We start from the raw sequence: 21774 nt of genomic DNA on the forward strand, positions 1-21774 counted from the left end.
GCCGAACAGGCATCGTCCAAAACAAAACAGCCCGACCGGTTTCCACCGATCGGGCTGTTTGTTTTCCGGCTGCCGGGAGGCACGCCTCCCGGGCAAGACTCAGCGATCCACCGGCGCCTGCACGCGCGCCTTCCACTGGCCGCCCTTGCCGCGCCAGTAGCGCCACGCGGACGCGAACGTCGCGCCGACGTAGAACAGCGCGACGAGCGGCAGCGCCGGCGCCCACAGCGGCGAGCGCCGGTAGTAGCGCAGCATCGGCGCATACGCGGCGCACATCGACGCCCATGCGAGCCACGCCGGCCAGGCGCGCGCGCCGTACGCGAGCGCCGCGGCGGGCGGCACGAGATAGATGATCGTCATCCCGAGCAGCGTGCCGGCCAGCAGCAGCGGCGAGTAGTGCAGCTGCGTGAACGCGGTGCGCGCGATCATGTTCCAGATGTCGCGCCAGCTGTCGTACGGGCGCAACGACACGCTGCGGTCGGCCAGGTCGAGCCGGATCGGATGGCGGCCCTCGCCGCGATGCTTGATCTGCGCGGCGAGACTGCAGTCGTCGATCAGCGCGCCGCGGATCGACTCGATGCCGCCCGCTTCCTCGAGCGCCGTGCGCTTGACGAGCATGCAGCCGCCCGCGGCGCCGGCCGTCCGGTTGCGCGGGTTGTTGATCCACGAGAACGGGTAGAGCTTCGCGAAGAAGAACACGAACGCCGGGATCAGCGCCTTTTCCCAGAACGAATCGCAGCGCAGCCGCACCATCAGCGACACGAGATCGCGGTTCTCGGCCTGCGCGCGCGTGACGAGCTGCGCGACGGCGTCGGGCGGATGGCCGATGTCGGCATCCGTCAGCAGCAGGTAGTCGGCCGGCAGGCCGAGCGTCTGCACCGCGGCGATCCCCTGCGACTGGGCCCAAACCTTGCCCGACCAGCCGGCCGGCAGCGGCTTCGCGGCCAGCACCGTCAGCCGGTCGGCGCGGTTGATCGCGAGCGCGGCCGCGCGGGCTGCGTCGGCGGTGCCGTCGTCGCTGTGGTCATCGACGATGATCAGATGAAATTCGCCCGGGTAATCCTGCTCGAGCAGCGAAGTCGCCGCCCGGGCGATCACGTCGGCCTCGTTGCGCGCCGGCACGACCGCGACGACGGCCGGCCAGCCGGCCTCGGCCGCCGCGCCGCGCGCCTCGGGCGGCAGCGGCCGCGCGGGCACCGCACGCCAGAAGCCGCCGCGCGCGACGAGCAGCACGATCCAGATCATCAACGACACGCCGGACACCAGGAATGCAAGAACCAGCATCATCGGCGCGCCTCCTGTCGGGCGCCGGCATCGGCAAAATCAATAGGGGTCTGGAACAAAACACCCGAAACCGCACGGGCGGCCGGGCAATACGCGTAAGAATCGACGGTCATCGAATGGCCTTGAAATGAGCGCGACGCCGGGCAGCCGGAGCGGCTGCCCGCGAAACCGCGTAGTTTACTGGGTTCCGCGCGCGCCAGCGCCGACGCGGTTCTCCCGCAAATGCAACACGCCGGACACAGCACCAGAGCAAGGACTTCCCGATAGAGTTAAAATGCGCGATTAATTCGGGGTTCCGGGGCCTGGCCGGCCGGTTCGTTCCTGCCTTCATAACATCAAGCCGGGGCGAGCGAGCGAGTGCCAGCTCCTCGAACCCCGGCGTCTGTCGTCGGAGTTCGCTCACTTATGCGAGTCATCCTTGCCCAGCCCCGCGGCTTTTGTGCGGGGGTTGTCCGCGCGATCGAGATCGTCGATCGCGCGCTGCAACAGCACGGTGCGCCGGTCTATGTGCGTCATGAGATCGTGCATAACCGGCATGTCGTCGAAAATCTGCGTAATAAAGGGGCCCGATTCGTTGAAGAACTCGACGAGGTGCCCCACGGCGCTGTCGCGATCTTCAGCGCGCACGGGGTCGCCCAGACGGTCGAGCGCGACGCGGAAACGCGCGGGCTCGACGTGCTCGACGCCACCTGCCCGCTCGTCACGAAAGTGCACGTGCAGGGCCGCCAGTATGTCGCGGCGGGCCGCCGGCTGATCCTGATCGGCCATGCGGGCCACCCGGAAGTCGAGGGGACGATCGGCCAGATTCCGGCCGAGGTGATCCTCGTGCAGAGCGAAGCCGAAGTCGATACGCTGACGCTGCCCGTCGACACGCCGGTCGCGTACATTACGCAGACCACGCTGTCGGTGGACGATACGCGCGGCATCATCGAAGCGCTGCAGCGCCGGTTCACCGACCTCGTCGGCCCGGACACGCGCGACATCTGCTACGCGACGCAAAATCGCCAGGCCGCCGTGCGCGAGCTGAGCGAACAGGTTGACGTGCTGCTGGTCGTCGGTGCGACGAACAGCTCGAACTCGAACCGCCTGCGCGAGATCGGCACCGAAAGCGGTGTGCCGAGCTACCTCGTCGCCGACGGTTCGGAAGTCAAGGCCGAATGGTTCGCGAATGCGAAAACCGTGGGCCTGACCGCCGGGGCGTCCGCGCCCGAGGAGATGGTCGAAGATGTCATCGGCGCGTTGCGCGCGCTGGGTCCCGTCGACGTCACGACGATGGCGGGCCGTGAGGAAAAAGTCGAATTCAAGCTGCCGGCGAAGCTCACGCAAGCTGTCGCCCGCGAAGTTTAAGGAGGACATCTCTTGTCTATTCCGCTGCTCCAGCAAGTCCGCGTCGGCGCGTACATCATGCGCCAACACCTGTCCGGCAACAAACGCTATCCGCTCGCGCTGATGCTCGAGCCGCTGTTCCGCTGCAACCTCGCGTGCAACGGCTGCGGCAAGATCGATTACCCGGACCCCATCCTGAACCAACGTCTGTCCGTCCAGGAATGCCTGGAAGCGGTCGACGAATGCGGCGCACCGATCGTGTCGATCGCGGGCGGCGAGCCGCTGCTGCACAAGGAAATGCCGGAAATCGTCCGCGGCATCATGAAGCGCAAGAAGTTCGTCTACCTCTGCACGAACGCGCTGCTGATGGAAAAGAAGATGGACGACTACCAGCCGAGCCCGTACTTCGTCTGGTCGGTCCACCTCGACGGTGACGCGCAGATGCACGACCACTCGGTGTCGCAGGAAGGCGTGTACGACAAGGCAGTCGCGGCCATCAAGGAAGCGAAGCGCCGCGGCTTCCGCGTGAACATCAACTGCACGCTGTTCAACGATGCGATCCCCGAGCGCGTCGCGAAGTTCTTCGATACGCTGAAGCCGATCGGCGTCGACGGCATCACCGTGTCGCCGGGCTACGCGTACGAGCGCGCGCCGGATCAGCAGCACTTCCTGAACCGCGACAAGACGAAGAACCTGTTCCGCGAAATCCTGAAGCGCGGCGAAGGCGGCAAGCGCTGGTCGTTCAGCCAGTCGTCGCTGTTCCTCGACTTCCTGGCCGGCAACCAGACGTACAAGTGCACGCCGTGGGGCAACCCGGCGCGTACGGTGTTCGGCTGGCAGAAGCCGTGCTACCTGGTCGGCGAAGGTTACGTAAAGACCTTCAAGGAACTGATGGAAGACACGAACTGGGACAACTACGGCGTCGGCAACTACGAGAAGTGCGCGGACTGCATGGTCCACTGCGGCTTCGAAGCGACCGCCGTGATGGACACGATGGCGCACCCGCTGAAGGCGTTCGCCGTGAGCCGCAAGGGCATCAAGACCGACGGCCCGTTCGCGCCGGACATTCCGATCGACAAGCAGCGCCCGGCCGAGTACGTGTTCTCGCGTCACGTCGAGATCAAGCTCGAGGAAATCCAGCGCGCCGGCAAGGGCAAGCTGCAAAAGGCGGCGAAGCCGGCAGCAGCAGCCTAAGCGCGTTTCGCCACGCGGAGGCCACGCCTCCGCGCCGGCGGGAAAAAATGAAGCGCCACGGAGTCCGCTCCGTGGCGCTTTTGTTTTGGGCCGCGATTTTGCATCGCGTTTCGCCATCACCGTAGGGATTGCCGCGACAGCCACGCATGCGCTGAATCAACGCGACCGTGTCGGCTGCGCCGGTGCGGCCGGCCCTGTCTCCTCCATCCTCCCTGCGAAACCGGTGCGACGCTACGCGGCCAGCGATTCGGCCGCATGCATGCGCAGCTTCTGCGCCGCGCCCGCGACGAGCGCCAGTTGGCCGCTCGATGCGAATGCGCAGACGTGCTCCCACAGCTCGGCCAGCCGATGCCGCGTGAGCGTCGTGACGCACGTGTCGTGCGCCGTGAGCACATGCTCGAGCACCGCGCATTCGTCGTCGCGCAGCGTCCATGCGCCGCTTTGCGCCGCGCGCGCCACGCCTGCATCGAGCGCCCGTTCCGCATCGACGCACAGGTCGATGTCCGCGTCCGCGCATACCGCATCGTCGAGCGCCAGGAACACCAGGTAGACGCTCGTGCGCAAGCGCATCAGCAGCGCCTCGCTGCCATGCCCGCTACGCAGCGCGACGAGCGCCATGTGGCATTTCAGCGAGATGTCGCGTGCATGCACGGGTGGCAGCGGCAGCAGCCACTCGCGAGTCAGCGGCACGTGGCGACGGTTCTTCCGGGCGCCCTTCATGATGGGCTCCCGTCGGCCGGCGCATCGCTCGCGTCGAAAGCCGGCCATGCGATGCGGCACGCGACGGCGTCGCGGCGCGCGGCGCGCAGATGCTTCGTACGACGCCGCGCGTCGTGCCCATCGTCGCGCCGTGGCGTCGCTCGTGCGTCCGGCGGCCGGCGCGGCGCCGACGCGCGAGCGACGCCTGCAAATCGGATCGTGCAAGCCATGCTCGCCTCCTGCATCAGAACGTGTTCTCGCCCTTCAGGTAGTACGCGGTCTTCACGAAGAACGCCTTGACCGGATGGCCGCCCTGCACGTCGCGCGCGGCGCGCGCCTCCATCGCGGCATGCTCTTCGCGCGACCGGTCCGGCACCGGGTTGTGGACCCGTTCGAGCGCACGCTGCATCGCGAGCGGATAGTTCTGGTTGCCGGCCGACGTTGCGCGATAACCGGCGCGCGTCATCTGCATCAGTTGCGCGTCGGTTTCGGCACGCGCCGCCGACCAGCTCGACAGCGACGCATTCGATGCGCCGTCGGTCACGGCGGACTGAGCGAAACTGACGGCGGGCAGCGCAGCGAGTGCGCAGGAAAGTACCGCAACGGGAACGAGGGATCGCATAGTGGCCTCCAGGTGGTTGTCCCCGCATCGATCATGTTCGACGATGCGTTGAAACCATCGTATGACGCGCTGCATTCCGTATGAATAGCCGATTCTGCAATTGATATTTTCGGTGTCGACACCCGGTGCGCAAATCGCGTCATGCGCGAATCCCGTCAAACAGGAATTTCTTTATTTCATTCAATGCCCTGATCGCCTTTGTTCAGACGATCCGAAGCAGCGCACGCCACGCTGTTTCAATTTCCGAAATGGCATGTTGCCGATGCGATCACCACCGGCGCACCCGCCGACAAGGCTTCCGGCGTGATATCGCGCGTGCGGACACCTCAATCGCTGGACTGGTCGAATCGAACGGTTCTCGTGATTCAGGACAAATCATCGCGTCCGGATTGCCGGATCGCGACACGACGCGCACGGCAATGACGCGCGATAATCACGCATCGGCCGTTTCGCACGGCATCTCATGCATTCCCATTTTCATCGAGTCCTTCCATGGCTGCCCTCGACACCACCGCCATCCACAGTTGGCACGCCCACGTCTATTTCGATGCGGCCAGCCGCGACGCGGCCTGGGCGTTTCGCCAGGTCGTCGACGAACGGTTCGGCGCGGTCATCGAACTCGGCCGCTTTCATGAACGCCTCGTCGGCCCGCACCCGGCCTGGTCGTACCAGATCGCGTTCGACGCCGCGCGCTTCGACGAGATCGTGCCGTGGCTCGTGCTGAACCACGGCGCGCTCGATATCTTCCTGCACCCGAATACGAACGACGAACTGCGCGACCATCGCGATAGCGCGGTGTGGATCGGGAAGTCGTATCAGCTGAATCTCGACGCGCTGGCCGGATGAGAGCCGGCACGCGGCCACCTGCGGCGCGGCGACATCCACGTTTCGGGTCGACGTGAAACGTCCCGCGGCGGCGCGCCCCTACAGTGGGTTCCGTTATTGATGCTTCCGGAACCCGCCATGTCACACGCCCACACCGATACCCGGCACATTTATGAAGGCTGGCACGCGGCCGTGGTCGCGCGCGACGTCGATGCGCTGATGGCGCTGTATGCCGACGACGCGGTACTCGAAACGCCGCTGATCGTCGTCACGCTGCCCGATCATGGCTCGGGCGTGCTGCACGGCAAGGCCGCGATCGGCGCATTCTTCGCGGCGGCCCTGCGCAATCCGGGCAACCCGCTCGGGCGCTGGTACCGCACCGGGCTGTTCTTCTCGAACGGCCGCCAGCTCGTCTGGGAATACCCGCGCGCAACGCCGGACGGCGACCAGGTCGACCTCGTCGAGGTGATGGACCTGCGCGACGGGCTGATCGCGCATCATCGCGTGTACTGGGGATGGGTCGGGTTCAATGCGCTGCGGGCCGCCACACCGTCGCCCGAACGCGCATGACGGCCGCCGCACTGGATCGGGTCACCGCGCGCCGCGTGCTCGCCGCGACCTGCGTGAGCTACACGCTCGTGCTGCTCGACGCGTCCATCGTCAACGTCGCGCTCACCGACATCGCCCAGACATTCGGCAGCCGCGTGGCCGGCCTGCAGTGGATCGTGAATGCATACACGCTCGCGTTCGCGAGCCTGCTGATGACGGGCGGCACGCTCGGCGACCGGCTCGGCGATCGCGACGTCTATCTCGCCGGGCTCGCGGTATTCGTCGCCGCGTCGGCGCTGTGCGGCGTCGCGCCGACGCTCCCGGCGCTCGCGATCGCCCGCGCGTTGCAAGGCGTCGGCAGCGCGATGCTGGTGCCCTGCTCGCTCGCGCTGCTCAACCGCGCCTTCCCCGCACCGGCCGCGCGCGCGTCGGCGATCAGCCTGTGGATGGGCTGCGGTGGCATCGCGATGGCGTCGGGTCCGCTGATCGGCGGCCTGCTGATCCATCTGTTCGGGTGGCGCAGCCTGTTCTTCGTGAACCTGCCGCTCGGGCTGGCCGGCATCTGGCTCGGCCGCTCGGTCGTGCGCGCCGCCGTCGTCGACGCATCGCGGCATTTCGACTGGGGCGGCCAGGCCGCGGCCATCGTTGCGATCGCGGCACTGATCGGCACGCTGATCGAAGGCCCGACGCTCGGCTGGCGCTCGGCGCCGATCATCGGCGGCGCGGTGACGAGCGTCGTCGCGTGGAGCGCATTCATCGCGATCGAAGCGCGGCGCCGCGAACCGATGCTGCCGCTCGCGTTCTTCCGCAACCGGCTGTTCGCCGGATCGACGGTCGTGTCGATGGCGTCGGCGTTCGTGTTCTACGGCTTGCTGTTCGTGTTCAGCCTGTTCTACCGGCAAGTCCGCGGCGCGAACCCGCTCGATACGGGGCTCGCGTTCCTGCCGATGACCGCGATGGTCGCGCTCGGCGGGCTGGGTTCGGGCAGGCTGGTTGCGCGCTTCGGCGCGCGCGGCACGATGTGCGCGGCGTTCGCGCTCTATGCGGCCGGCGCGCTCGGCATGACGGGCATCGGCGCGACGACACCCGCATGGCTCGCCGTCGCGCCGATGCTCGCGATCGGCTTTGCATCGGGATTCATCTCGCCGGCCGCGACGTCGCCGGCGCTCGGGACGGTCGACCGGCGCCGCGCTGGTGTTGCAGCGGCCGCGCTGAACGCGGCGCGGCAGAGCGGATCGGCGCTCGGGGTGGCGATTTTCGGTGCGTGCATCGCGACGTTCCAGCCGTTTCCGGCGGCGATGCGGGTGGCGCTCGGCATCGCGACCGGATTGTCGGCGCTCGCCGCCGCGACATGGTGGATCACCACGCGGCCGACACCGGTACCCGGCGAACCGGCCACGCAGCTGCGGACCGCCACGCGCCGGTAACGCATGCTCCGGCAGGCGCGCGCGCGGCGGCACGGCGCGCCGTCATTGCCTCAACGCCGCCCGTCGCTCACGCGACATACATCGCGACACTGACGAACTGGCACAGGCTCCCGGCCAGCACGAACAGATGCCAGATGCCGTGCCCGTGGCGAATGCGCTCGTCGTTGATGAAGAAGTAGATCCCCGCGCTGTAGATCAACCCGCCGGCCACGAGCCACGCGGTGCCGACCGGCGGCAGCGCGTGGATCAGCGGACGCACCGCGACGAGCGCGAGCCAGCCCATCGCCACGTACAGGATCATCGACAACAAGCGCGTGCGCCGCCCGAGCGTCAGCTCCTGCACGATCCCGAACACGGCCAGCCCCCAGCTCACGCCGAACAGCGACCAGCCCCACGGGCCGCGCAGCGTGACCAGCGTAAACGGCGTATAGCTGCCGGCGATCAGCAGGTAGATCGCCGAGTGGTCGCACTTCTGCAGGATTGCTTTCAGGCGCGGATTGCGGACGCTGTGGTACAGCGTCGAGATCGCATAGAGCAGGATCAGCATCGCGCCATACACGCTGAAGCTCACCACTTTGTAAGGATCGCCTTCGAGCGCGCCCATCGTCACGAGCGCGACGAGACCGACCACCGACAGCACCGCGCCGACGAGATGGGAAATGCTGTTGAAACGCTCACCGACATGCACGACGTGTTCTCCTGCGGGTCCATCGGGAAAAGAGGAAACCCTATGATACCGGCCGGCGGAATTTGCCGTGCTGCGTTCAGGCAAACGGCGCAGCGCGCCGCCGGCCCACCAAAGAAAAAAGCGCCGCGACATGCATCGCGGCGCTTCCCTTTCGGTTACCGAACGGCCTGGACCGCCCGGTTCAACAGCACTTCCCCGCGCCCGACCCGTACCGCGCATTCTGACGCTCGCGGAAGAATTCCTCATACGTCATCGGCTCGCGGTCCGGATGGGTCGCGCGCATGTGCGCGACGTAGGTGTCGTAGTCGGGCAGGCCGACCATCAGCCGCAACGCCTGCCCGAGGTAACGCCCCGCGCTGCGCAGGTCGCTGCCAAGATCGCTGAACATCGCGGCCTCCCCTTAACGTCCGCTGCCGAGCGCCTGCGCGGCCGGCATCGCTTCGTACGGCGTCTCGCGCACCGTCGGCTTCGACTCGCGGCGCGCGCGCAGCACGGCGATCACGCCGTACACCGCGATCGCCACGACGACGAAGATGAACAGCCCGGCCAGCGCCGCATCGATGTAGTCGTTGAAGATGATCCGCTTCATCTGCGCGATCGACTTCGCCGGCGCGAGCACCTTGCCTTCGTCCACCGCGGCCTGCAGCTTCGCGGCGTGCGCGAGGAAGCTGACCTTCGGGTTCGCGTCGAAGATCTTCTGCCAGCCGGCGGTCAGCGTGCAGATCAGCAGCCACACGGTCGGCACGATCGTCACCCACGCATAGCGCTCGCGCTTCATCTTGAACAGCACGACGGTGCCGAGCACCAGCGCGATCGCGGCGAGCATCTGGTTCGAGATGCCGAACAGCGGCCACAGCGTGTTGATGCCGCCGAGCGGATCGACCACGCCCTGGTACAGGAAGTAGCCCCACGCGGCCACGCACAGCGCGGTGGCGACCAGGTTCGCGGGCAGCGACTCGGTGCGCTTGAGCGCCGGGTGGAACGTGCCGAGCAGGTCCTGCAGCATGAAGCGGCCCGCGCGCGTGCCGGCATCGACGGCCGTCAGGATGAACAGCGCCTCGAACAGGATCGCGAAGTGATACCAGAACGCCATCATCGCTTCGCCGCCGATCACCTGGTGCAGGATGTGCGCCATGCCGACGGCCAGCGTCGGCGCGCCGCCCGCCCGCGCGATGATCGTCGTTTCGCCGACGGCCTTCGCGGTCTGCGTCAGCATGTCGGGCGTCAGCACGAAGCCCCACTGCGTGACGGTGTTGGCCACCGCTTCCGGCGTCGAGCCGAGCACGGCGGCCGGTGCGTTCATCGCGAAGTAGATGCCCGGTTCGATCACGCAGGCAGCGACCAGCGCCATGATCGCGACGAACGATTCCATCAGCATCGCGCCGTAACCGATGAAGCGCGCGTTGGTTTCGTTGTCGATCAGCTTCGGCGTCGTGCCCGACGAGATCAGCGCATGGAAGCCCGACACGGCACCGCACGCGATCGTGATGAACAGGAACGGGAACAGGTTGCCCGACCACACCGGGCCCGTGCCGTCGACGAACTTCGTCAGCGCGGGCATCTTCAGTTCCGGCGCGACGACCAGGATGCCGATCGCGAGGCCGAGGATCGTGCCGATCTTCAGGAAGGTCGACAGGTAGTCGCGCGGCGCGAGCAGCAGCCACACCGGCAGCACCGACGCGACGAAGCCGTAGCCGATCAGGATCCACGTGAGCTGCGTGCCCGTGAACGTGAACCACGCGGCGAGCGTCGGCGAATCGTGCACGTGCTGGCCGAACGCGATCGATGCCATCAGCAGCACGAAGCCGATGATCGACACTTCGCCGATGCGGCCCGGACGGATGTAGCGCGTGTAGACGCCCATGAACAGCGCGATCGGGATCGTCGCGGCGACGGTGAACGTGCCCCACGGCGAATTGGTCAGCGCCTTCACGACGATCAGCGCGAGCACCGCGAGGATGATCACCATGATCAGGAACGCGCCGAACAGCGCGATCACGCCGGGCACCGTGCCGAGCTCCATCTTGACGAGATCGCCGAGCGAGCGGCCGTCGCGGCGCGTCGAGATGAACAGCACGATGAAGTCCTGCACCGCGCCGGCGAACACGACGCCGGCCAGGATCCACAGCATGCCGGGCGTGTAGCCCATCTGCGCGGCGAGCACGGGCCCGACGAGCGGGCCGGCGCCGGCGATCGCGGCGAAGTGATGGCCGAACAGCACGTACTTGTTGGTCGGCACGTAGTCGAGGCCGTCGTTGTACTTGACGGCCGGCGTCATCCGCAGCCCGTCGAGCTGCATGACCTTGCTGGCGATGAAACGGCTGTAGAAGCGATATGCGATCAGATACACGCAGACTGCGGCGATCACGATCCAGAGGGCACTGACGCGCTCGCCGTGTGCGAGTGCGATCGTGCCGAATGCGAACGCGCCGAGCAGCGCGACCGCGATCCAGAGCAGGGTACTGGAAGCCCGATTCATGGCGTCTCCTGGTCTCCAATGTGTTTTTGAGTGGATGCGGCGAGGGGCCGAACCCGCGTGACGTCGATGCGTCGTGCCGCGGCCTCGCAGAGGTCGCGGCGATGGGCCGTAGTATTCCGCGCGACCGGGGCGGCTTACAAGCGGATAACTACGTATGCGGAGCTACGTAGAATTACGTAGGTGCGCGGCGCGGGCACGGCGTCGTGCGGCGATTGATCGCGAACGGCGAGCCACGTACAGTGTTCGCCTGCCTCCCTTCCGGAACTGTCATGCCGCTCAGATTTCAGAAGATGAACGCAAATGGCGACGACTTCGCCATCGTCGACCTGCGCGGTCAGGATCAGGATCAAGCGCCCCCCATCGCCCCCGATCTGGTGCGGCGCATGGGCGACCGGCGTTTCGGCATCGGCTTCAACCAGCTCGCGGTCGTGTCGGACTGCGACGACGCGGCGGCCCGCGTCGCGTTCTGGAACGCGGACGGCTCGCCGCTCGACACCTGCGGCAGCGCGACGCGCGGCGTCGCGTGGCAACTGATGCGGGAAACCGGCCTGTCGTCGCTCGTGCTGCGGACGCCCCGCGGGTATCTCGTGTGCTCGACGGAGGCGAACAGCCTGATCACCGTCGAGATGGGCCGGCCGCTCACCGGCTGGCGCGACGTGCCGCTCGCCGAGTCACTCGACACCCTCGCGCTGCCGCTGCCCGGCGCGCCGGCCGCGTGCAACATGGGCAATCCGCACTGCACGTTCTTTGTCGACGATCTCCGCGCGATCGATGTCGCGGCGCTCGGCCCTGCCATCGAAACGCACCCGCTGTTTCCGCGGAAAACCAACGTGCATTTCGTTCAGGTCATCGATCGCACGCATGTTCGCCTGCGCATCTGGGAGCGCGGCGGCGGCGTGCCGCTCGGTTCGGGATCGTGTTCGTGCGGGGCGGTCGTCAATGGCATCCGGCGCGGGTTGCTCGACGAGACCGTGCGGGTCGAGTGCGACGGCGGCGACGTGACGGTGCGTTGGGATGGCGCCGGCAGTGTGCTCCTGAGCGGGCCGGTCACATTTGGGTTCAGCGGAGTATGGCCGTGACGGCCGACGACGCACACACGTTCCAGGCACTGCGTCCGCGCCTGCAGAAGATCGCGTACCGGATGCTCGGCTCCATCGCGGACGCCGAGGACATCGTGCAGGACGTCTGGCTGCGCTGGCACGACACGGCACGCGACGGGATCGAGAACACCGAAGCGTGGCTCGTCGCCGTCACGACACGCACGTCGATCGACCGCCTGCGCGCGGCAAAGATCCGGCGCGAGCAATACGCGGGGATCTGGCTGCCCGAGCCGGAACTCGACGCATCACCGGCCACGCCCGAGGAAATGACCGAGCGCGCGAACGACGTGTCGGTCGCGTTCCTGCTGCTGCTCGAACGGCTGACGCCGGAGGCGCGCGCCGCCTTCCTGCTGCATGAAATCTTCGAGATCGATTACGACCGGATCGCCGACGCGATCGGCAAGTCCGAAGCCGCGTGCCGGCAACTCGTCAGCCGTGCCAAGGCGCGGCTGCGCGACGACGATTCGCCTCGCCACGCGGTGCCGCGCGAAACGCACCACCGGTTGCTGCAGACGTTCTCGCACGCGCTCGCGCAGGGCGACTTCCCGTCGATCCAGGCGCTGCTCGCCGAAGACGCGACCCTGATCGGCGACGGCGGCGGCAAGGTCCGGAGCGTCCCGAGGCCAATGGTCGGCAGCCGGCGTGTCGCACAACTGTTCTATGCGACGTGGCTGCGCCACGGCGGCGGGGTCGAGATGCGGCCCGTCGTGCTCAACGGCCAGTGGGCCATGCTGCGCTTCATCGACGGACAGCTCGACGCCGCGATGTCGTTCGAGACCGACGGCACGCGCATCGTCCGGATTCTCGTGCAGCGCAACCCCGACAAGCTCGCCCGGATCGTGGCAGCAACCTGCATCGCTGGGTGACGTGCGCGCATCGCGCGCCATCGAAGCTCGAGATCGAGCCGGAAAAATAGCCTGCCCGCCCGCCGCCGCGTCCCATTTTTAAAAAAGATGGCGGACGGTGTCACAGGCCGCTGTGCTGAAACGTCTAGTCGCGTATGGACACCACGATTCCAGCACCTTCATGTCAGATACTTCCATCCGCCGCCCCGACGCCGACGATCCGTTCGCGCGCACCTTCTCGACCTGCTACGCCGGCGTGGTCACCTTCCTGGCCGTCGTCACCGAAGGCAGCTTCGCCCGCGCCGCCGATCGCCTCGGCGTCGGCCGCTCGTCGGTCAGCCGCCACGTGCAGCGGCTCGAGGACCGGCTCGACGCGCGCCTGTTCCAGCGCACGACGCGCAGCATGTCGCTCACGCGCGAAGGCGAACGCTTCTATGAAAACTGCCGGCCCGGCATCGAACATCTCGCGCAGGCGATCGAGGACATGCGCGAGCTGCGCAGCGGCCCGCCGAGCGGACACCTGCGGATCGGCTCGACGCCCGGCTTCGGCCGCAAGATCATCGCGCCGCTGCTGGGCGATTTCCACGCGCAGTATCCGGACATCACGCTCGAACTGCTGCTGAACGACCGGCCGGCCGATTTCTCCGCCGACCGCATCGACGTCGCGTTTCGCGACGGCCGCATGGAGAACAGCGCGATCGTCGCGCGCCAGTTGATTCCGATGCAGATGATCGTCTGCGCGTCGCCGTCGTACGCGCACCGGCACGGCTTGCCGCGTCACGTGGACGAGCTGGCGCAGCATCGCTGCATCAACCTGCGCACCGCGTCGGGCCGCGTGACGGAATGGGAATTCAAGATCGACGGGCTGGCGCAGCAGCACCAGCTCGCCGCACATCACACCTTCAACGACATGGATCTGGTCGTGCGCGCGGCGCTCGACGGCCTCGGCATCGCGCAACTGCCCGCGTACCAGGTGTGCGACCTGCTCGCCGACGGGCAACTGGTGAGCTGCCTCGGCCAGCACGCGCCGGACGACGGCGGACACTATCTGTGTTACCTGAGCCGCAAGCACCTGCCGACGCGCATCCGCGCATTCATCGACTACATGATCGAACAGACGCGCGCACGCGACCTGCAGTGCCTGACGACGATGACCACGATGACCACCGTAACGACGACGGCGCCGCTGGAGCCGGTCGATTGATGCATTCGAAGCAACACCGTGAGCACCTGTGGGGCTCTACCGGATCGCGCGGCATCTGCCTACGATGCGGGTTGATCGAACGGCGTGCGGGCATCGCGGCGCGCCATTCGGCAACGTGCCTGCGCACGCGTGCGAATGCGATGCGCGCCGGCTTCGACCGATTCAGGCGGCGCGCCTCCCGCGCGCCCGTTCAAGGAGAGCAATCGTGAAGATCGTCGTGATTGGTGGTACCGGCCTCATCGGCAGCAAAGTCGTCAGGAACCTGATCGCGCGCGGCCACGACGCCCTGGCGGCAGCGCCGTCGACCGGCGTCGATACGATCACGGGCGCGGGGCTCGGCGACGCGCTGGCGGGCGCGGATGTCGTGGTCGATCTCGCGAACTCGCCGTCGTTCGAGGAAGCGGCCGTGAAGGCATTCTTCGAGACGTCGGGGCGCAACCTGTTCGCCGCGGAGCGCGCGGCGGGTGTGCGCCATCACGTCGCGCTGTCGGTGGTCGGTACCGACCGCCTGCAGCAAAGCGCGTATTTCCGCGGCAAGCTCATTCAGGAAGACCTGATCCGCGCAGCAGGCGTGCCGTACACGATCGTGCGCTCGACGCAGTTCTTCGAATTCGTCGGCGCGATCGCACAGGCGAGCGCCGATGGCGACACCACGCGGCAGGCCACCGCGTTCTTCCAGCCGATCGCATCCGACGACGTCGCGGCCGCCGTCACCGATGTCGCGCTCGACGCACCGCGCAACGGCATCGCCGAAATCGGCGGCCCCGATCGGGTGCGGATCGCCGACCTGGTCGACCATTTCCTGAAGATCACGCACGACCCGCGCACGGTGGTCAGGGACGCAGGCGCCGATTATTTCGGCGCGATACTGCAGGACGACACGCTCGTCCCCGCGCCCGGCGCGCGCCTCGCTGCGACGACCTTCGATACGTGGTTCAAAAAAAACCAGCCCGCGCGCTGAGCCGCACCGCAGGATCGCACACGCCATGACGCCGCTACGGCCGCCGCCGCTCTCGCTGCTCGACAAGTATCGCGGGCGGGAACCGCAGACGCTCTATTCGACGACGGTGACCGTCACGGGCGGGGCGGCGGAGCATGGCCGCGCATCGGGTGTCGCGCGTTCCGACGACGGCCGCCTCGATGTGGCGCTGCGCCTGCCGTCCGCACTCGGCGGGCCGGGCGACGGCCCGAACCCGGAGCAACTGTTTGCCGCGAGCTATGCGGCGTGCTTTCACGGGGCGCTGAGCCTGCTCGCCACGCGAGCCGGCGTGTCGATCGCCGGCGCGTCGGTCAGTGCATCGGTCGACTTCTGCCGCGATCCGGTGGATGGGCTGTTCATGCTGAACGCGAACATTCGCGTGCAGCTGCCGGGGGTCGAGCGCACGGTGGCGGAAGAACTCGTCCGCAATACCGAGCGCTTCAGCCCTTATACGAAGATGGCGCACGAAGGCATCAGCCACATTGTGGCGCTCGCGCCACCGGACGATCCGTCGAACGGCTGACCGCAAACAAAATGCCCGGCGCGTTGCGCGCCGGGCATTGCCAATCCGTGCCGGCTCAGTGCTTGTCGTCGAGCTTCTTCGGCTTCGGCGGCGACGGCACCTTCGCGTACTGGAACGCGGGCGTCGCCTTCAGCGCATCCTTCGTCGCGCCCGGCAGGTAGATGTTGCCGTTGCGCACGTCGAGCGATGCGATCGGCACCGCGACGTCATGCGCGGCCACGCCGAGGAAGCCGCCGGCCGACACGATCGCCGCCGATACCGAGCCGTCCGGCGCGACGATCAGGTCGCGCACGGTGCCGACCTTCTGGTTCTCGTCGTTGTAGACGGCCTTGCCGAGCACGCTCTTCTTCACGCTCCAGCCTTCGAGCAGCGCCTGCGATTGCTCGACGGTCACGCTGATCGGCTGCGCACCCGCGATCTGCGCGTGTGCGCTGACGCTCGAGGCGAGGACGGTTGCTGCGATGAGGGTCTTGTAGAAAGCCATGCTGTTATGCGCTCCGGTGAATTGTTGTCGGTGTCGGCGGCCGGCCAAGCCGCCTCCGTGCATGCGCCGCGTGAAACGAAAAGGCCTCTGTACGACGCATCACACCGGCCCATGGTAGCGCCACTCGCGAAACGCTGCATCGGACGTGATGACGCAGCCGCTGTCAGGCGCGTCTTGCCATGGCGACATTACGGACACCGCAGCGAATCACGCACATCGCCCTCGTCACGCGCTGCGCGCCTGCACGCGCCGTTGCCGCACTGCCTCCGCCAGCACGTCGAGCACCGGCTCCGTCTGCGTCCAGCTCAGGCATGCATCCGTGATCGAGACGCCGTACTTCAGCGGCACGCCCGGCTTCAGGTCCTGGCGGCCGGCCTCGAGATGACTCTCGACCATCACGCCGACGATCCGCTGCTCGCCCTGCGACAGTTGCCGCGCGAGATCCTGCGCGACGTCGATCTGCCGGTCGTGCGACTTGTTCGAATTCGCATGCGAACAGTCGACCATCACCTGCTCGCGCAGGCCGGCCTTGCGCAGCACCGCGCAGCTCGCCTCGACATGTTCGGCGTCGTAGTTCGGGCCGTTCTTGCCGCCGCGCAGGATCACGTGCGCGTCGTCGTTGCCGCGCGTCTCGAAGATCGCGGCCATCCCCATCTTCGTCATCCCCATGAACGCATGGCTCGCGGCCGCGGCGACGATCGCGTCGGACGCGACCTGCACGCCGCCGTCGGTGCCGTTCTTGAAGCCGATCGGGCAGCTCAGGCCCGACGCGAGCTGGCGATGGCTCTGGCTCTCGGTCGTGCGCGCACCGATCGCGCCCCACGCGATCAGGTCGGCGATGTACTGCGGGCTCAGCAGGTCGAGGAATTCGGTCGATGCCGGCAGGCCGAGCGCGTTGATGTCGAGCAGCAGTTGCCGCGCGGCGCGCAGCCCTTCGTTGATGCGGAAGCTGCCGTCGAGGCGCGGATCGTTGATGTAGCCCTTCCAGCCGACCGTCGTGCGCGGCTTCTCGAAGTAGACGCGCATCGTGATCAGCAGGTCGTCCTTCAGCGCATCGGCGGCGATCTTCAGGCGGCGCGCGTAATCGAGCGCCTGGTCGTGATCGTGGATCGAGCACGGGCCGACGACGAGCAGCAGCCGGTCGTCGCGGCCGTGCAGGATGTCGCCGATCGCGCGGCGCGTGTCCTCGACGAGCGTCTGCGTGGCGGCCGGCACCGGCAGTTCGTCCAGCAGCAGCGCCGGCGAAATCAGCGGGCGCACGGCGCCGATGCGGACGTCGTCGATGCGCGTGGTGTCCTGCGTCGCGTCGGCGCTGCCTACCTCGCGATCGTGGGAAGGATTGTCGAGGTTCTGCATGGTGATTCTCCGGGGGACGTCTGGAATGATGGGCAGGCTCGATTATGGCACCCGGGCGGGACGGTGGCGGGTTGCGGCGGGGAGACCGACGCGGCGGCCTTGCCGCAGCGCGACGCAGATCAAAAGGCAAAAAGAAAAAGGCGACCCGCGAAGGGTCGCCCGGCCATGCGCCGCATCACACGCAGCGTGGCGGCTAGTGCAGTGTCTCGGGCGCCAGCGAATTGCTCGGCAGCAGCGACGTCAGCCAGCAATTGCTCGGCGCGGCCTTCCCGTTGAAACGGTCGTAGAGCCACGGCAGCATGCCGGCCACCCACGGCACGATCGCGCCCGCATGTTCGAGCGGATACTCGTTGTACGTGACCGGCGTGCCGCTGGCACAGAACTTCTGCGCCAGCGCGCGCACGTCGTACGCCATCATCACGCCGTCGCCCACCTGGCTGCTGAAGGTGCCATCGAGCGCGCCGGCCGTGCCCTGGCCGATGAACATCGGGATCGTCGGCGATGCGGCCAGCCCCGCATTCACCTTGTTCGCATAGGTCACGTACACGGGAATGCTGTTGATGTCGTTCGCGTATTGCGGCTTGAACAGCGTGCCCCAGCGCAGCCCCGTGTACTTCGGCAGGATGTAGGCGAGCGACTGGCTCTGGATGTCCTTGAACACGGCGACGCCGGTATCGCTGAGATAGGGCGTCAGGTCGAAGCCGTAGCCGCGCGACAGCCCGGCCAGCGCGGCCGCGGCCACCCCGCCCCACACGATGCTGCCGTCGACGTAGCGCAGGTTGTGCGCGGGATCGACCAGCACGCCGCCTTCCGCCGCGCCGACGAGCTGCCGGTTGATCTCGGGCGCATAGCTCGGCGCGAGCTGCGCGGCCCAGTTCGTCGCGATCGCGCCGCCGGAATAGCCGATCATCGCGACCTTGCTCGACGGATTCAGGCCCGTGGACGGCGTATTGAGCGCCGCGCGGATCGAATCGAGCGTCGTCATCCCGTATTCGGGGCCGGCGGCGAAGTCGGCCGTCTGGCCTTCCGTATCGGGCACGATGACGTTGTAGCCGAGCAGCAGCAGCGTCGACAGCGGGATCGATTCCGCGCTGTAGAGCAGCGTGCCGACGTTGATGATCTTGGTCACGTCACGGTCGCCGGCGATTACCTGCGACGGCTCGTCGTACGGATTCAGCGAATCGTAGGCCGACTGGTACGAGATGGCCTGGCCGTTGCCGACCGGGCTCCGGATCACCGACGTCACGTTGACGACCGGCTGGTTCAGCGCGTTATGGGTGCGATACAGCAACTGCTGCGCGGTCAGCGCGGTGGGGATGCCGGCCACGTGGTAGGTGACGTTGCGCGTCTTGAGCACCGTGCCCGGTGGGATCGATGCCAACGGCGTGGTGCCGGTGTACGTGTAGAACGGGTCGGATACGGCTGGCGCGGCGGCGCTGGCTGCCGGCGCGGTGATGGCCAACGCGGCGGACATCGCTGCCGCGGCCATCATGAAACGTCTGGAGGACATGGTTGGGGCCCCTGGGATAACCTGCTTTCATCGAAGGAAGTTCGCGGTGTTGCAGACCATCGCGTGTGCCGCTTCAAAACCGTTTCCGAGCCATCGACTGTCTCCTGTGAATGAGTAATCCGGCCTGTTCTGAACCTGTCATTTTAGTAGGACTACAAACCGGATGAATTGAAGCACAACGAGCGCGCGCTCGATGGGCGTTTTCGATTGTTTGAAGGTAAACGTCTAAATCGGTCGCCGCGCGATGCGGGTTGCGCAGGCCATTCGGCCGACTGTCCGCGTGTTGTCGAAGTGCCGTACGATCACGGCTGTCCGGTACCGAAGGCCACATCGTGCGATGCCGGCCGCGCCGCATACTGACTGCCTGTAACCGATCGCTCCCTGCCCAATCGATACGCCACGATGACCGTCTCCGAACTGCTCCGCGCCATCCGCCAACCGTATGCCGACCTGCTCGCGAAAGCGGCAGCGCAACCGGCCGTGATCGTCGAACCGGCCTACCGGCGGGCCGACGGCACGCTCGCCACCGAAGGGCCGCTCGCGTTGCCGTGCCGGGCCGACCTCATCGCCACCGAAGGCGAATCGGCCGGCCAGCCGGCGATGGTCGATTCCGCCACGCAGCTGGCGTTCGAGCCGTTGGCGTTCGACCTCGAAACAGCAGCCGTGTCGATCCGCCCGTTCGTGTGGGACTGGGCCGCGATCGAGGCCGATGGTCTCGACGCAAGCGCGGCCGTCGAGGCGTTCAAGGCGTGGTTTTTCGCGTGGTTCGACGTCGACGACGAGAACACGCCGGCCGAAGACGGCCTGCACGGCATCGTTCACTACCTGTCGGAACCGGTTCGCACGGAACACGGGTGGCGCGTCAATGCGGATCTCGGCTCCGCGCCCGAGACGGCCGTCGAGGATCTGCTGTTCCAGCTCGTCGATGCAGGTGCCACGCGGATCGTGCTCGGTTGATGCCGCATTTCATTCTTCACCGACCCATCATGAAAAAAATCCTTGCCGCCCTGCTGCTCTGCGCGTCGCTGCCCGCGTTCGCGAAGGTCTCCACCGAGGTGTACTGCTTCAAGTCGGACGGCGACAAACCGGTGCGCTTCGAGATGCGCAGCTACTACGACGACGCCGTCGGCTGGTCAGGCGGCATGGTCCGCTATGCGAAAGCGAAAACGGCGCTGCCGCTGGTGGTCGAGCACGTGGACGAGGAAGTGCTCGCCGAGGGCCGCCCGCACCAGTTCACGACAACCTGGGTCGAGATGGTCGACGGCAGGATCAACGGGCGGTACGAAATGATGTCGCAAGGCGCGATGATCTATTCGATGACCTATACCAGCGCGCGCACCGGCAAGCAGACCGCGTTCGGCAGGGTACTGGACGTCGACGCGTCCGAACAAACCGGGTGCCGCTGGTGACGCGCCCGCTGATCCGGATCGTGCTGGTGCTGATTGCGTTGCGCGCGGGCTGTGTCGATGCCGCGCCGCGCACGGTCTATGAAGGAACGCTGCAGGGCGCCGGCGCCGTCGTGATGGAACTCGACGATCGCCCGGCTGCGGATGGTTCAATCTCGGGCCGCTACTTCTATGCGCAGCACGGCGTCGATATTCCGCTGCACGGCACGCCCGCGCAACTGGTCGAACCGCTCGTGCGATCGCAGTTGCCGGACGATGCCCGCAGTTCGTTGGGATTCGGCCAGCAAGCCGATTTCGATCATGCCGCGGCCACTTGGCAGGGCACGCGGGACAAGGCCGGCTATCACGGCCGCTGGATCGATGCGCGCTCTGGCAAGTCACGCAATTTCACGCTGCGGCGCGTTGCGGAATACGATCCCGATGCGGTTGCGCCCGGTGCCGTCGAAGCGATCACTGCCGTGTCCGGGAGTGGTGTCGGCAGCGGCATCGCGCGTAGCGCGGACATCGACATGCAGCACGCGCCGTATGCCACGCTGAAGCTTGCCGGGCATGCACGGCCGGTGGGCCCCGAGATCGGCGACGGCACGGTCGCGTACCGGATGTGGAGCGACCCGCGCACGGTGCTCGCATATCCGCGGCTGAGCCGATACCCCGATCCGGCCGTGATGGCGCGAGTCAACCATCTGCTGGAACAACGGCACTGGCAGATGAGTCTCGCGGCGCTCGAATGCGCATCGACGCGCTATAGCGACGACGGGTCGGCATCCGGATCGCTCGGCGGCTACGACGACGAGCAAGTGACGGTCACTTGGCTGTCGCGTGCGGCGATGGGTATCGTCGAATCGGGCAGCCTGTTCTGCGGCGGCGCGTACCCGGACAATCACTACGATCCTGTCACGTTCGACCTGCTGCGCGGCGCGTACCTCGAATGGAACCGCGTGATTGACGCGACCGTGGCGGGCAAGGACGGCAATCCGGAAACGAGCCCCGCGCTGGCGGGTTTCATTACGCGATTGCGCGACAAGACAACACACGGTCTGCAAGTGACGGACGGCAAAGGCGATTCGCTGTCGTGCGCCGACGTGTTCCCCGAATATCTGGCGTTCGAGCTCGATGCCCCCGGCAAGCTGTCGTTCGCCGTATCCGGCATTGGCCACGCGGCAGGCGCCTGCCTCGGGCCGCAACTCGATGCGCCATTTGAGGCGCTGGCGCCGATCCTGAAACCGGGCGGTTCGCGCTATCTCGTACCGGGCGTCAAGCTGAAGTAACGCGGC

At 67.1% G+C, this 21774-nt stretch carries 22 protein-coding genes; 13 read left to right on the plus strand and 9 right to left on the minus strand.

The window, feature by feature from the left end:
• Positions 1-99: 99 nt before the first annotated feature.
• Positions 100-1287, minus strand: a complete 1188-nt coding sequence (locus CFB39_RS31475; protein WP_089475865.1) for a glycosyltransferase — start codon at positions 1285-1287, stop codon at positions 100-102.
• Positions 1288-1689: 402 nt separating this feature from the next.
• On the opposite strand from CFB39_RS31475, the gene ispH reads away from it, so the two are divergent.
• Together ispH and hpnH are read left to right on the plus strand one after the other, a co-directional pair.
• The gene (gene ispH / locus CFB39_RS31485; RefSeq protein ID WP_039349543.1) at positions 1690-2631 is read left to right on the plus strand and encodes a 4-hydroxy-3-methylbut-2-enyl diphosphate reductase; all 942 of its coding nucleotides are present in this window, start codon (positions 1690-1692) and stop codon (positions 2629-2631) included.
• 12 nt (positions 2632-2643) lie between these two features.
• Positions 2644-3804: an adenosyl-hopene transferase HpnH gene (gene hpnH, locus CFB39_RS31490; RefSeq protein WP_089475867.1), complete on the plus strand. Its 1161-nt coding sequence runs from the start codon at positions 2644-2646 to the stop codon at positions 3802-3804.
• A 231-nt stretch (positions 3805-4035) separates the two neighbouring features.
• On the opposite strand, the gene CFB39_RS31495 is transcribed toward hpnH, so the two are convergent.
• Both CFB39_RS31495 and CFB39_RS31505 read right to left on the minus strand, forming a co-directional pair.
• The gene (locus tag CFB39_RS31495) at positions 4036-4524 is read right to left on the minus strand and encodes a hypothetical protein (protein ID WP_089475868.1); all 489 of its coding nucleotides are present in this window, start codon (positions 4522-4524) and stop codon (positions 4036-4038) included.
• Between the two features lie 223 nt (positions 4525-4747).
• A complete protein-coding gene (locus tag CFB39_RS31505; RefSeq protein ID WP_089475870.1) occupies positions 4748-5125 on the minus strand; it encodes a hypothetical protein in 378 nt (125 codons plus the stop codon).
• Between the two features lie 492 nt (positions 5126-5617).
• Between CFB39_RS31505 and CFB39_RS31510 the strand changes: the two genes are divergently transcribed.
• From CFB39_RS31510 to CFB39_RS31520, 3 genes are all read left to right on the plus strand, one after another.
• Positions 5618-5971 carry a DOPA 4,5-dioxygenase family protein gene (locus tag CFB39_RS31510; protein ID WP_089475871.1) on the plus strand — a complete coding sequence of 118 codons (354 nt, stop codon included), beginning with the start codon at positions 5618-5620 and terminating at the stop codon, positions 5969-5971.
• A gap of 117 nt (positions 5972-6088) precedes the next feature.
• Positions 6089-6520, plus strand: a complete 432-nt coding sequence (locus CFB39_RS31515; RefSeq protein WP_089475872.1) for a nuclear transport factor 2 family protein — start codon at positions 6089-6091, stop codon at positions 6518-6520.
• The gene (locus CFB39_RS31520) at positions 6517-7926 is read left to right on the plus strand and encodes an MFS transporter (RefSeq protein ID WP_089475873.1); all 1410 of its coding nucleotides are present in this window, start codon (positions 6517-6519) and stop codon (positions 7924-7926) included. The genes CFB39_RS31515 and CFB39_RS31520 overlap by 4 nt, the downstream gene beginning before the upstream one ends.
• Positions 7927-7993: 67 nt before the next feature.
• Here the strand turns inward: CFB39_RS31520 and CFB39_RS31525 are convergent, their stop codons facing one another.
• From CFB39_RS31525 to CFB39_RS31535, 3 genes are all read right to left on the minus strand, one after another.
• Positions 7994-8614 (minus strand): hemolysin III family protein, encoded by a 621-nt coding sequence (locus CFB39_RS31525; protein ID WP_039349524.1) that lies wholly within the window; start codon positions 8612-8614, stop codon positions 7994-7996.
• Between the two features lie 181 nt (positions 8615-8795).
• The gene (locus CFB39_RS31530; RefSeq protein WP_011353713.1) at positions 8796-9002 is read right to left on the minus strand and encodes a YbdD/YjiX family protein; all 207 of its coding nucleotides are present in this window, start codon (positions 9000-9002) and stop codon (positions 8796-8798) included.
• A gap of 12 nt (positions 9003-9014) precedes the next feature.
• Entirely contained in the window at positions 9015-11093 is a 2079-nt protein-coding gene (locus tag CFB39_RS31535; RefSeq protein WP_089428804.1) for a carbon starvation CstA family protein, read from the minus strand.
• A gap of 269 nt (positions 11094-11362) precedes the next feature.
• Here CFB39_RS31535 and dapF point away from each other — a divergent pair, with 269 nt between their 5' ends.
• From dapF to CFB39_RS31565, 5 genes are all read left to right on the plus strand, one after another.
• Positions 11363-12172 (plus strand): diaminopimelate epimerase, encoded by an 810-nt coding sequence (gene dapF, locus CFB39_RS31540; RefSeq protein ID WP_089475874.1) that lies wholly within the window; start codon positions 11363-11365, stop codon positions 12170-12172.
• Positions 12163-13059, plus strand: coding sequence for an RNA polymerase sigma-70 factor (locus CFB39_RS31545; RefSeq protein ID WP_089475875.1), 897 nt, complete (start codon positions 12163-12165; stop codon positions 13057-13059). Before dapF ends, CFB39_RS31545 begins: the two co-directional genes overlap by 10 nt.
• A gap of 160 nt (positions 13060-13219) precedes the next feature.
• Positions 13220-14242, plus strand: a complete 1023-nt coding sequence (locus CFB39_RS31550) for a LysR family transcriptional regulator (protein WP_089475876.1) — start codon at positions 13220-13222, stop codon at positions 14240-14242.
• Between the two features lie 205 nt (positions 14243-14447).
• Positions 14448-15203 (plus strand): SDR family oxidoreductase, encoded by a 756-nt coding sequence (locus CFB39_RS31560; RefSeq protein ID WP_089475878.1) that lies wholly within the window; start codon positions 14448-14450, stop codon positions 15201-15203.
• A gap of 25 nt (positions 15204-15228) precedes the next feature.
• Positions 15229-15744 (plus strand): Ohr family peroxiredoxin, encoded by a 516-nt coding sequence (locus CFB39_RS31565; protein WP_089475879.1) that lies wholly within the window; start codon positions 15229-15231, stop codon positions 15742-15744.
• Positions 15745-15799: 55 nt separating this feature from the next.
• On the opposite strand, the gene CFB39_RS31570 is transcribed toward CFB39_RS31565, so the two are convergent.
• The 3 genes from CFB39_RS31570 to CFB39_RS31580 all read right to left on the minus strand — a co-directional run bounded on the left by CFB39_RS31570 (position 15800) and on the right by CFB39_RS31580 (position 19094).
• Positions 15800-16228: a PRC-barrel domain-containing protein gene (locus CFB39_RS31570; protein WP_046548755.1), complete on the minus strand. Its 429-nt coding sequence runs from the start codon at positions 16226-16228 to the stop codon at positions 15800-15802.
• 225 nt (positions 16229-16453) lie between these two features.
• Positions 16454-17584, minus strand: coding sequence for a 3-deoxy-7-phosphoheptulonate synthase (locus tag CFB39_RS31575; protein ID WP_089475880.1), 1131 nt, complete (start codon positions 17582-17584; stop codon positions 16454-16456).
• A 193-nt stretch (positions 17585-17777) separates the two neighbouring features.
• Entirely contained in the window at positions 17778-19094 is a 1317-nt protein-coding gene (locus CFB39_RS31580) for a lipase family protein (protein ID WP_089475881.1), read from the minus strand.
• 402 nt (positions 19095-19496) lie between these two features.
• Here CFB39_RS31580 and CFB39_RS31585 point away from each other — a divergent pair, with 402 nt between their 5' ends.
• The 3 genes from CFB39_RS31585 to CFB39_RS31595 are packed head-to-tail and all read left to right on the plus strand — an operon-like array spanning position 19497 to position 21768.
• Entirely contained in the window at positions 19497-20051 is a 555-nt protein-coding gene (locus tag CFB39_RS31585; RefSeq protein WP_089475882.1) for a hypothetical protein, read from the plus strand.
• A gap of 29 nt (positions 20052-20080) precedes the next feature.
• Positions 20081-20503 carry a hypothetical protein gene (locus tag CFB39_RS31590; protein WP_089475883.1) on the plus strand — a complete coding sequence of 141 codons (423 nt, stop codon included), beginning with the start codon at positions 20081-20083 and terminating at the stop codon, positions 20501-20503.
• Positions 20500-21768: a hypothetical protein gene (locus CFB39_RS31595; RefSeq protein WP_089475970.1), complete on the plus strand. Its 1269-nt coding sequence runs from the start codon at positions 20500-20502 to the stop codon at positions 21766-21768. The genes CFB39_RS31590 and CFB39_RS31595 overlap by 4 nt, the downstream gene beginning before the upstream one ends.
• The last annotated feature ends 6 nt before the right edge of the window (positions 21769-21774 follow it).

Source organism: Burkholderia sp. AU6039 (genome assembly GCF_002223365.1).
Classification (GTDB): Bacteria; Pseudomonadota; Gammaproteobacteria; order Burkholderiales; family Burkholderiaceae; genus Burkholderia.

Bases quoted from the DNA above. Each gene is read 5' to 3' on its own strand.
- CFB39_RS31475 (WP_089475865.1), bottom strand. From the start codon at position 1,287: ATGATGCTGGTTCTTGCATTCCTGGTGTCCGGCGTGTCGTTGATGATC.
- ispH (WP_039349543.1), top strand. From the start codon at position 1,690: ATGCGAGTCATCCTTGCCCAGCCCCGCGGCTTTTGTGCGGGGGTTGTC.
- CFB39_RS31495 (WP_089475868.1), bottom strand. From the start codon at position 4,524: ATGAAGGGCGCCCGGAAGAACCGTCGCCACGTGCCGCTGACTCGCGAG.
- CFB39_RS31505 (WP_089475870.1), bottom strand. From the start codon at position 5,125: ATGCGATCCCTCGTTCCCGTTGCGGTACTTTCCTGCGCACTCGCTGCG.
- CFB39_RS31510 (WP_089475871.1), top strand. From the start codon at position 5,618: ATGGCTGCCCTCGACACCACCGCCATCCACAGTTGGCACGCCCACGTC.
- CFB39_RS31515 (WP_089475872.1), top strand. From the start codon at position 6,089: ATGTCACACGCCCACACCGATACCCGGCACATTTATGAAGGCTGGCAC.
- CFB39_RS31520 (WP_089475873.1), top strand. From the start codon at position 6,517: ATGACGGCCGCCGCACTGGATCGGGTCACCGCGCGCCGCGTGCTCGCC.
- CFB39_RS31530 (WP_011353713.1), bottom strand. From the start codon at position 9,002: ATGTTCAGCGATCTTGGCAGCGACCTGCGCAGCGCGGGGCGTTACCTC.
- CFB39_RS31535 (WP_089428804.1), bottom strand. From the start codon at position 11,093: ATGAATCGGGCTTCCAGTACCCTGCTCTGGATCGCGGTCGCGCTGCTC.
- dapF (WP_089475874.1), top strand. From the start codon at position 11,363: ATGCCGCTCAGATTTCAGAAGATGAACGCAAATGGCGACGACTTCGCC.
- CFB39_RS31545 (WP_089475875.1), top strand. From the start codon at position 12,163: ATGGCCGTGACGGCCGACGACGCACACACGTTCCAGGCACTGCGTCCG.
- CFB39_RS31550 (WP_089475876.1), top strand. From the start codon at position 13,220: ATGTCAGATACTTCCATCCGCCGCCCCGACGCCGACGATCCGTTCGCG.
- CFB39_RS31565 (WP_089475879.1), top strand. From the start codon at position 15,229: ATGACGCCGCTACGGCCGCCGCCGCTCTCGCTGCTCGACAAGTATCGC.
- CFB39_RS31570 (WP_046548755.1), bottom strand. From the start codon at position 16,228: ATGGCTTTCTACAAGACCCTCATCGCAGCAACCGTCCTCGCCTCGAGC.
- CFB39_RS31575 (WP_089475880.1), bottom strand. From the start codon at position 17,584: ATGCAGAACCTCGACAATCCTTCCCACGATCGCGAGGTAGGCAGCGCC.
- CFB39_RS31580 (WP_089475881.1), bottom strand. From the start codon at position 19,094: ATGTCCTCCAGACGTTTCATGATGGCCGCGGCAGCGATGTCCGCCGCG.
- CFB39_RS31585 (WP_089475882.1), top strand. From the start codon at position 19,497: ATGACCGTCTCCGAACTGCTCCGCGCCATCCGCCAACCGTATGCCGAC.
- CFB39_RS31590 (WP_089475883.1), top strand. From the start codon at position 20,081: ATGAAAAAAATCCTTGCCGCCCTGCTGCTCTGCGCGTCGCTGCCCGCG.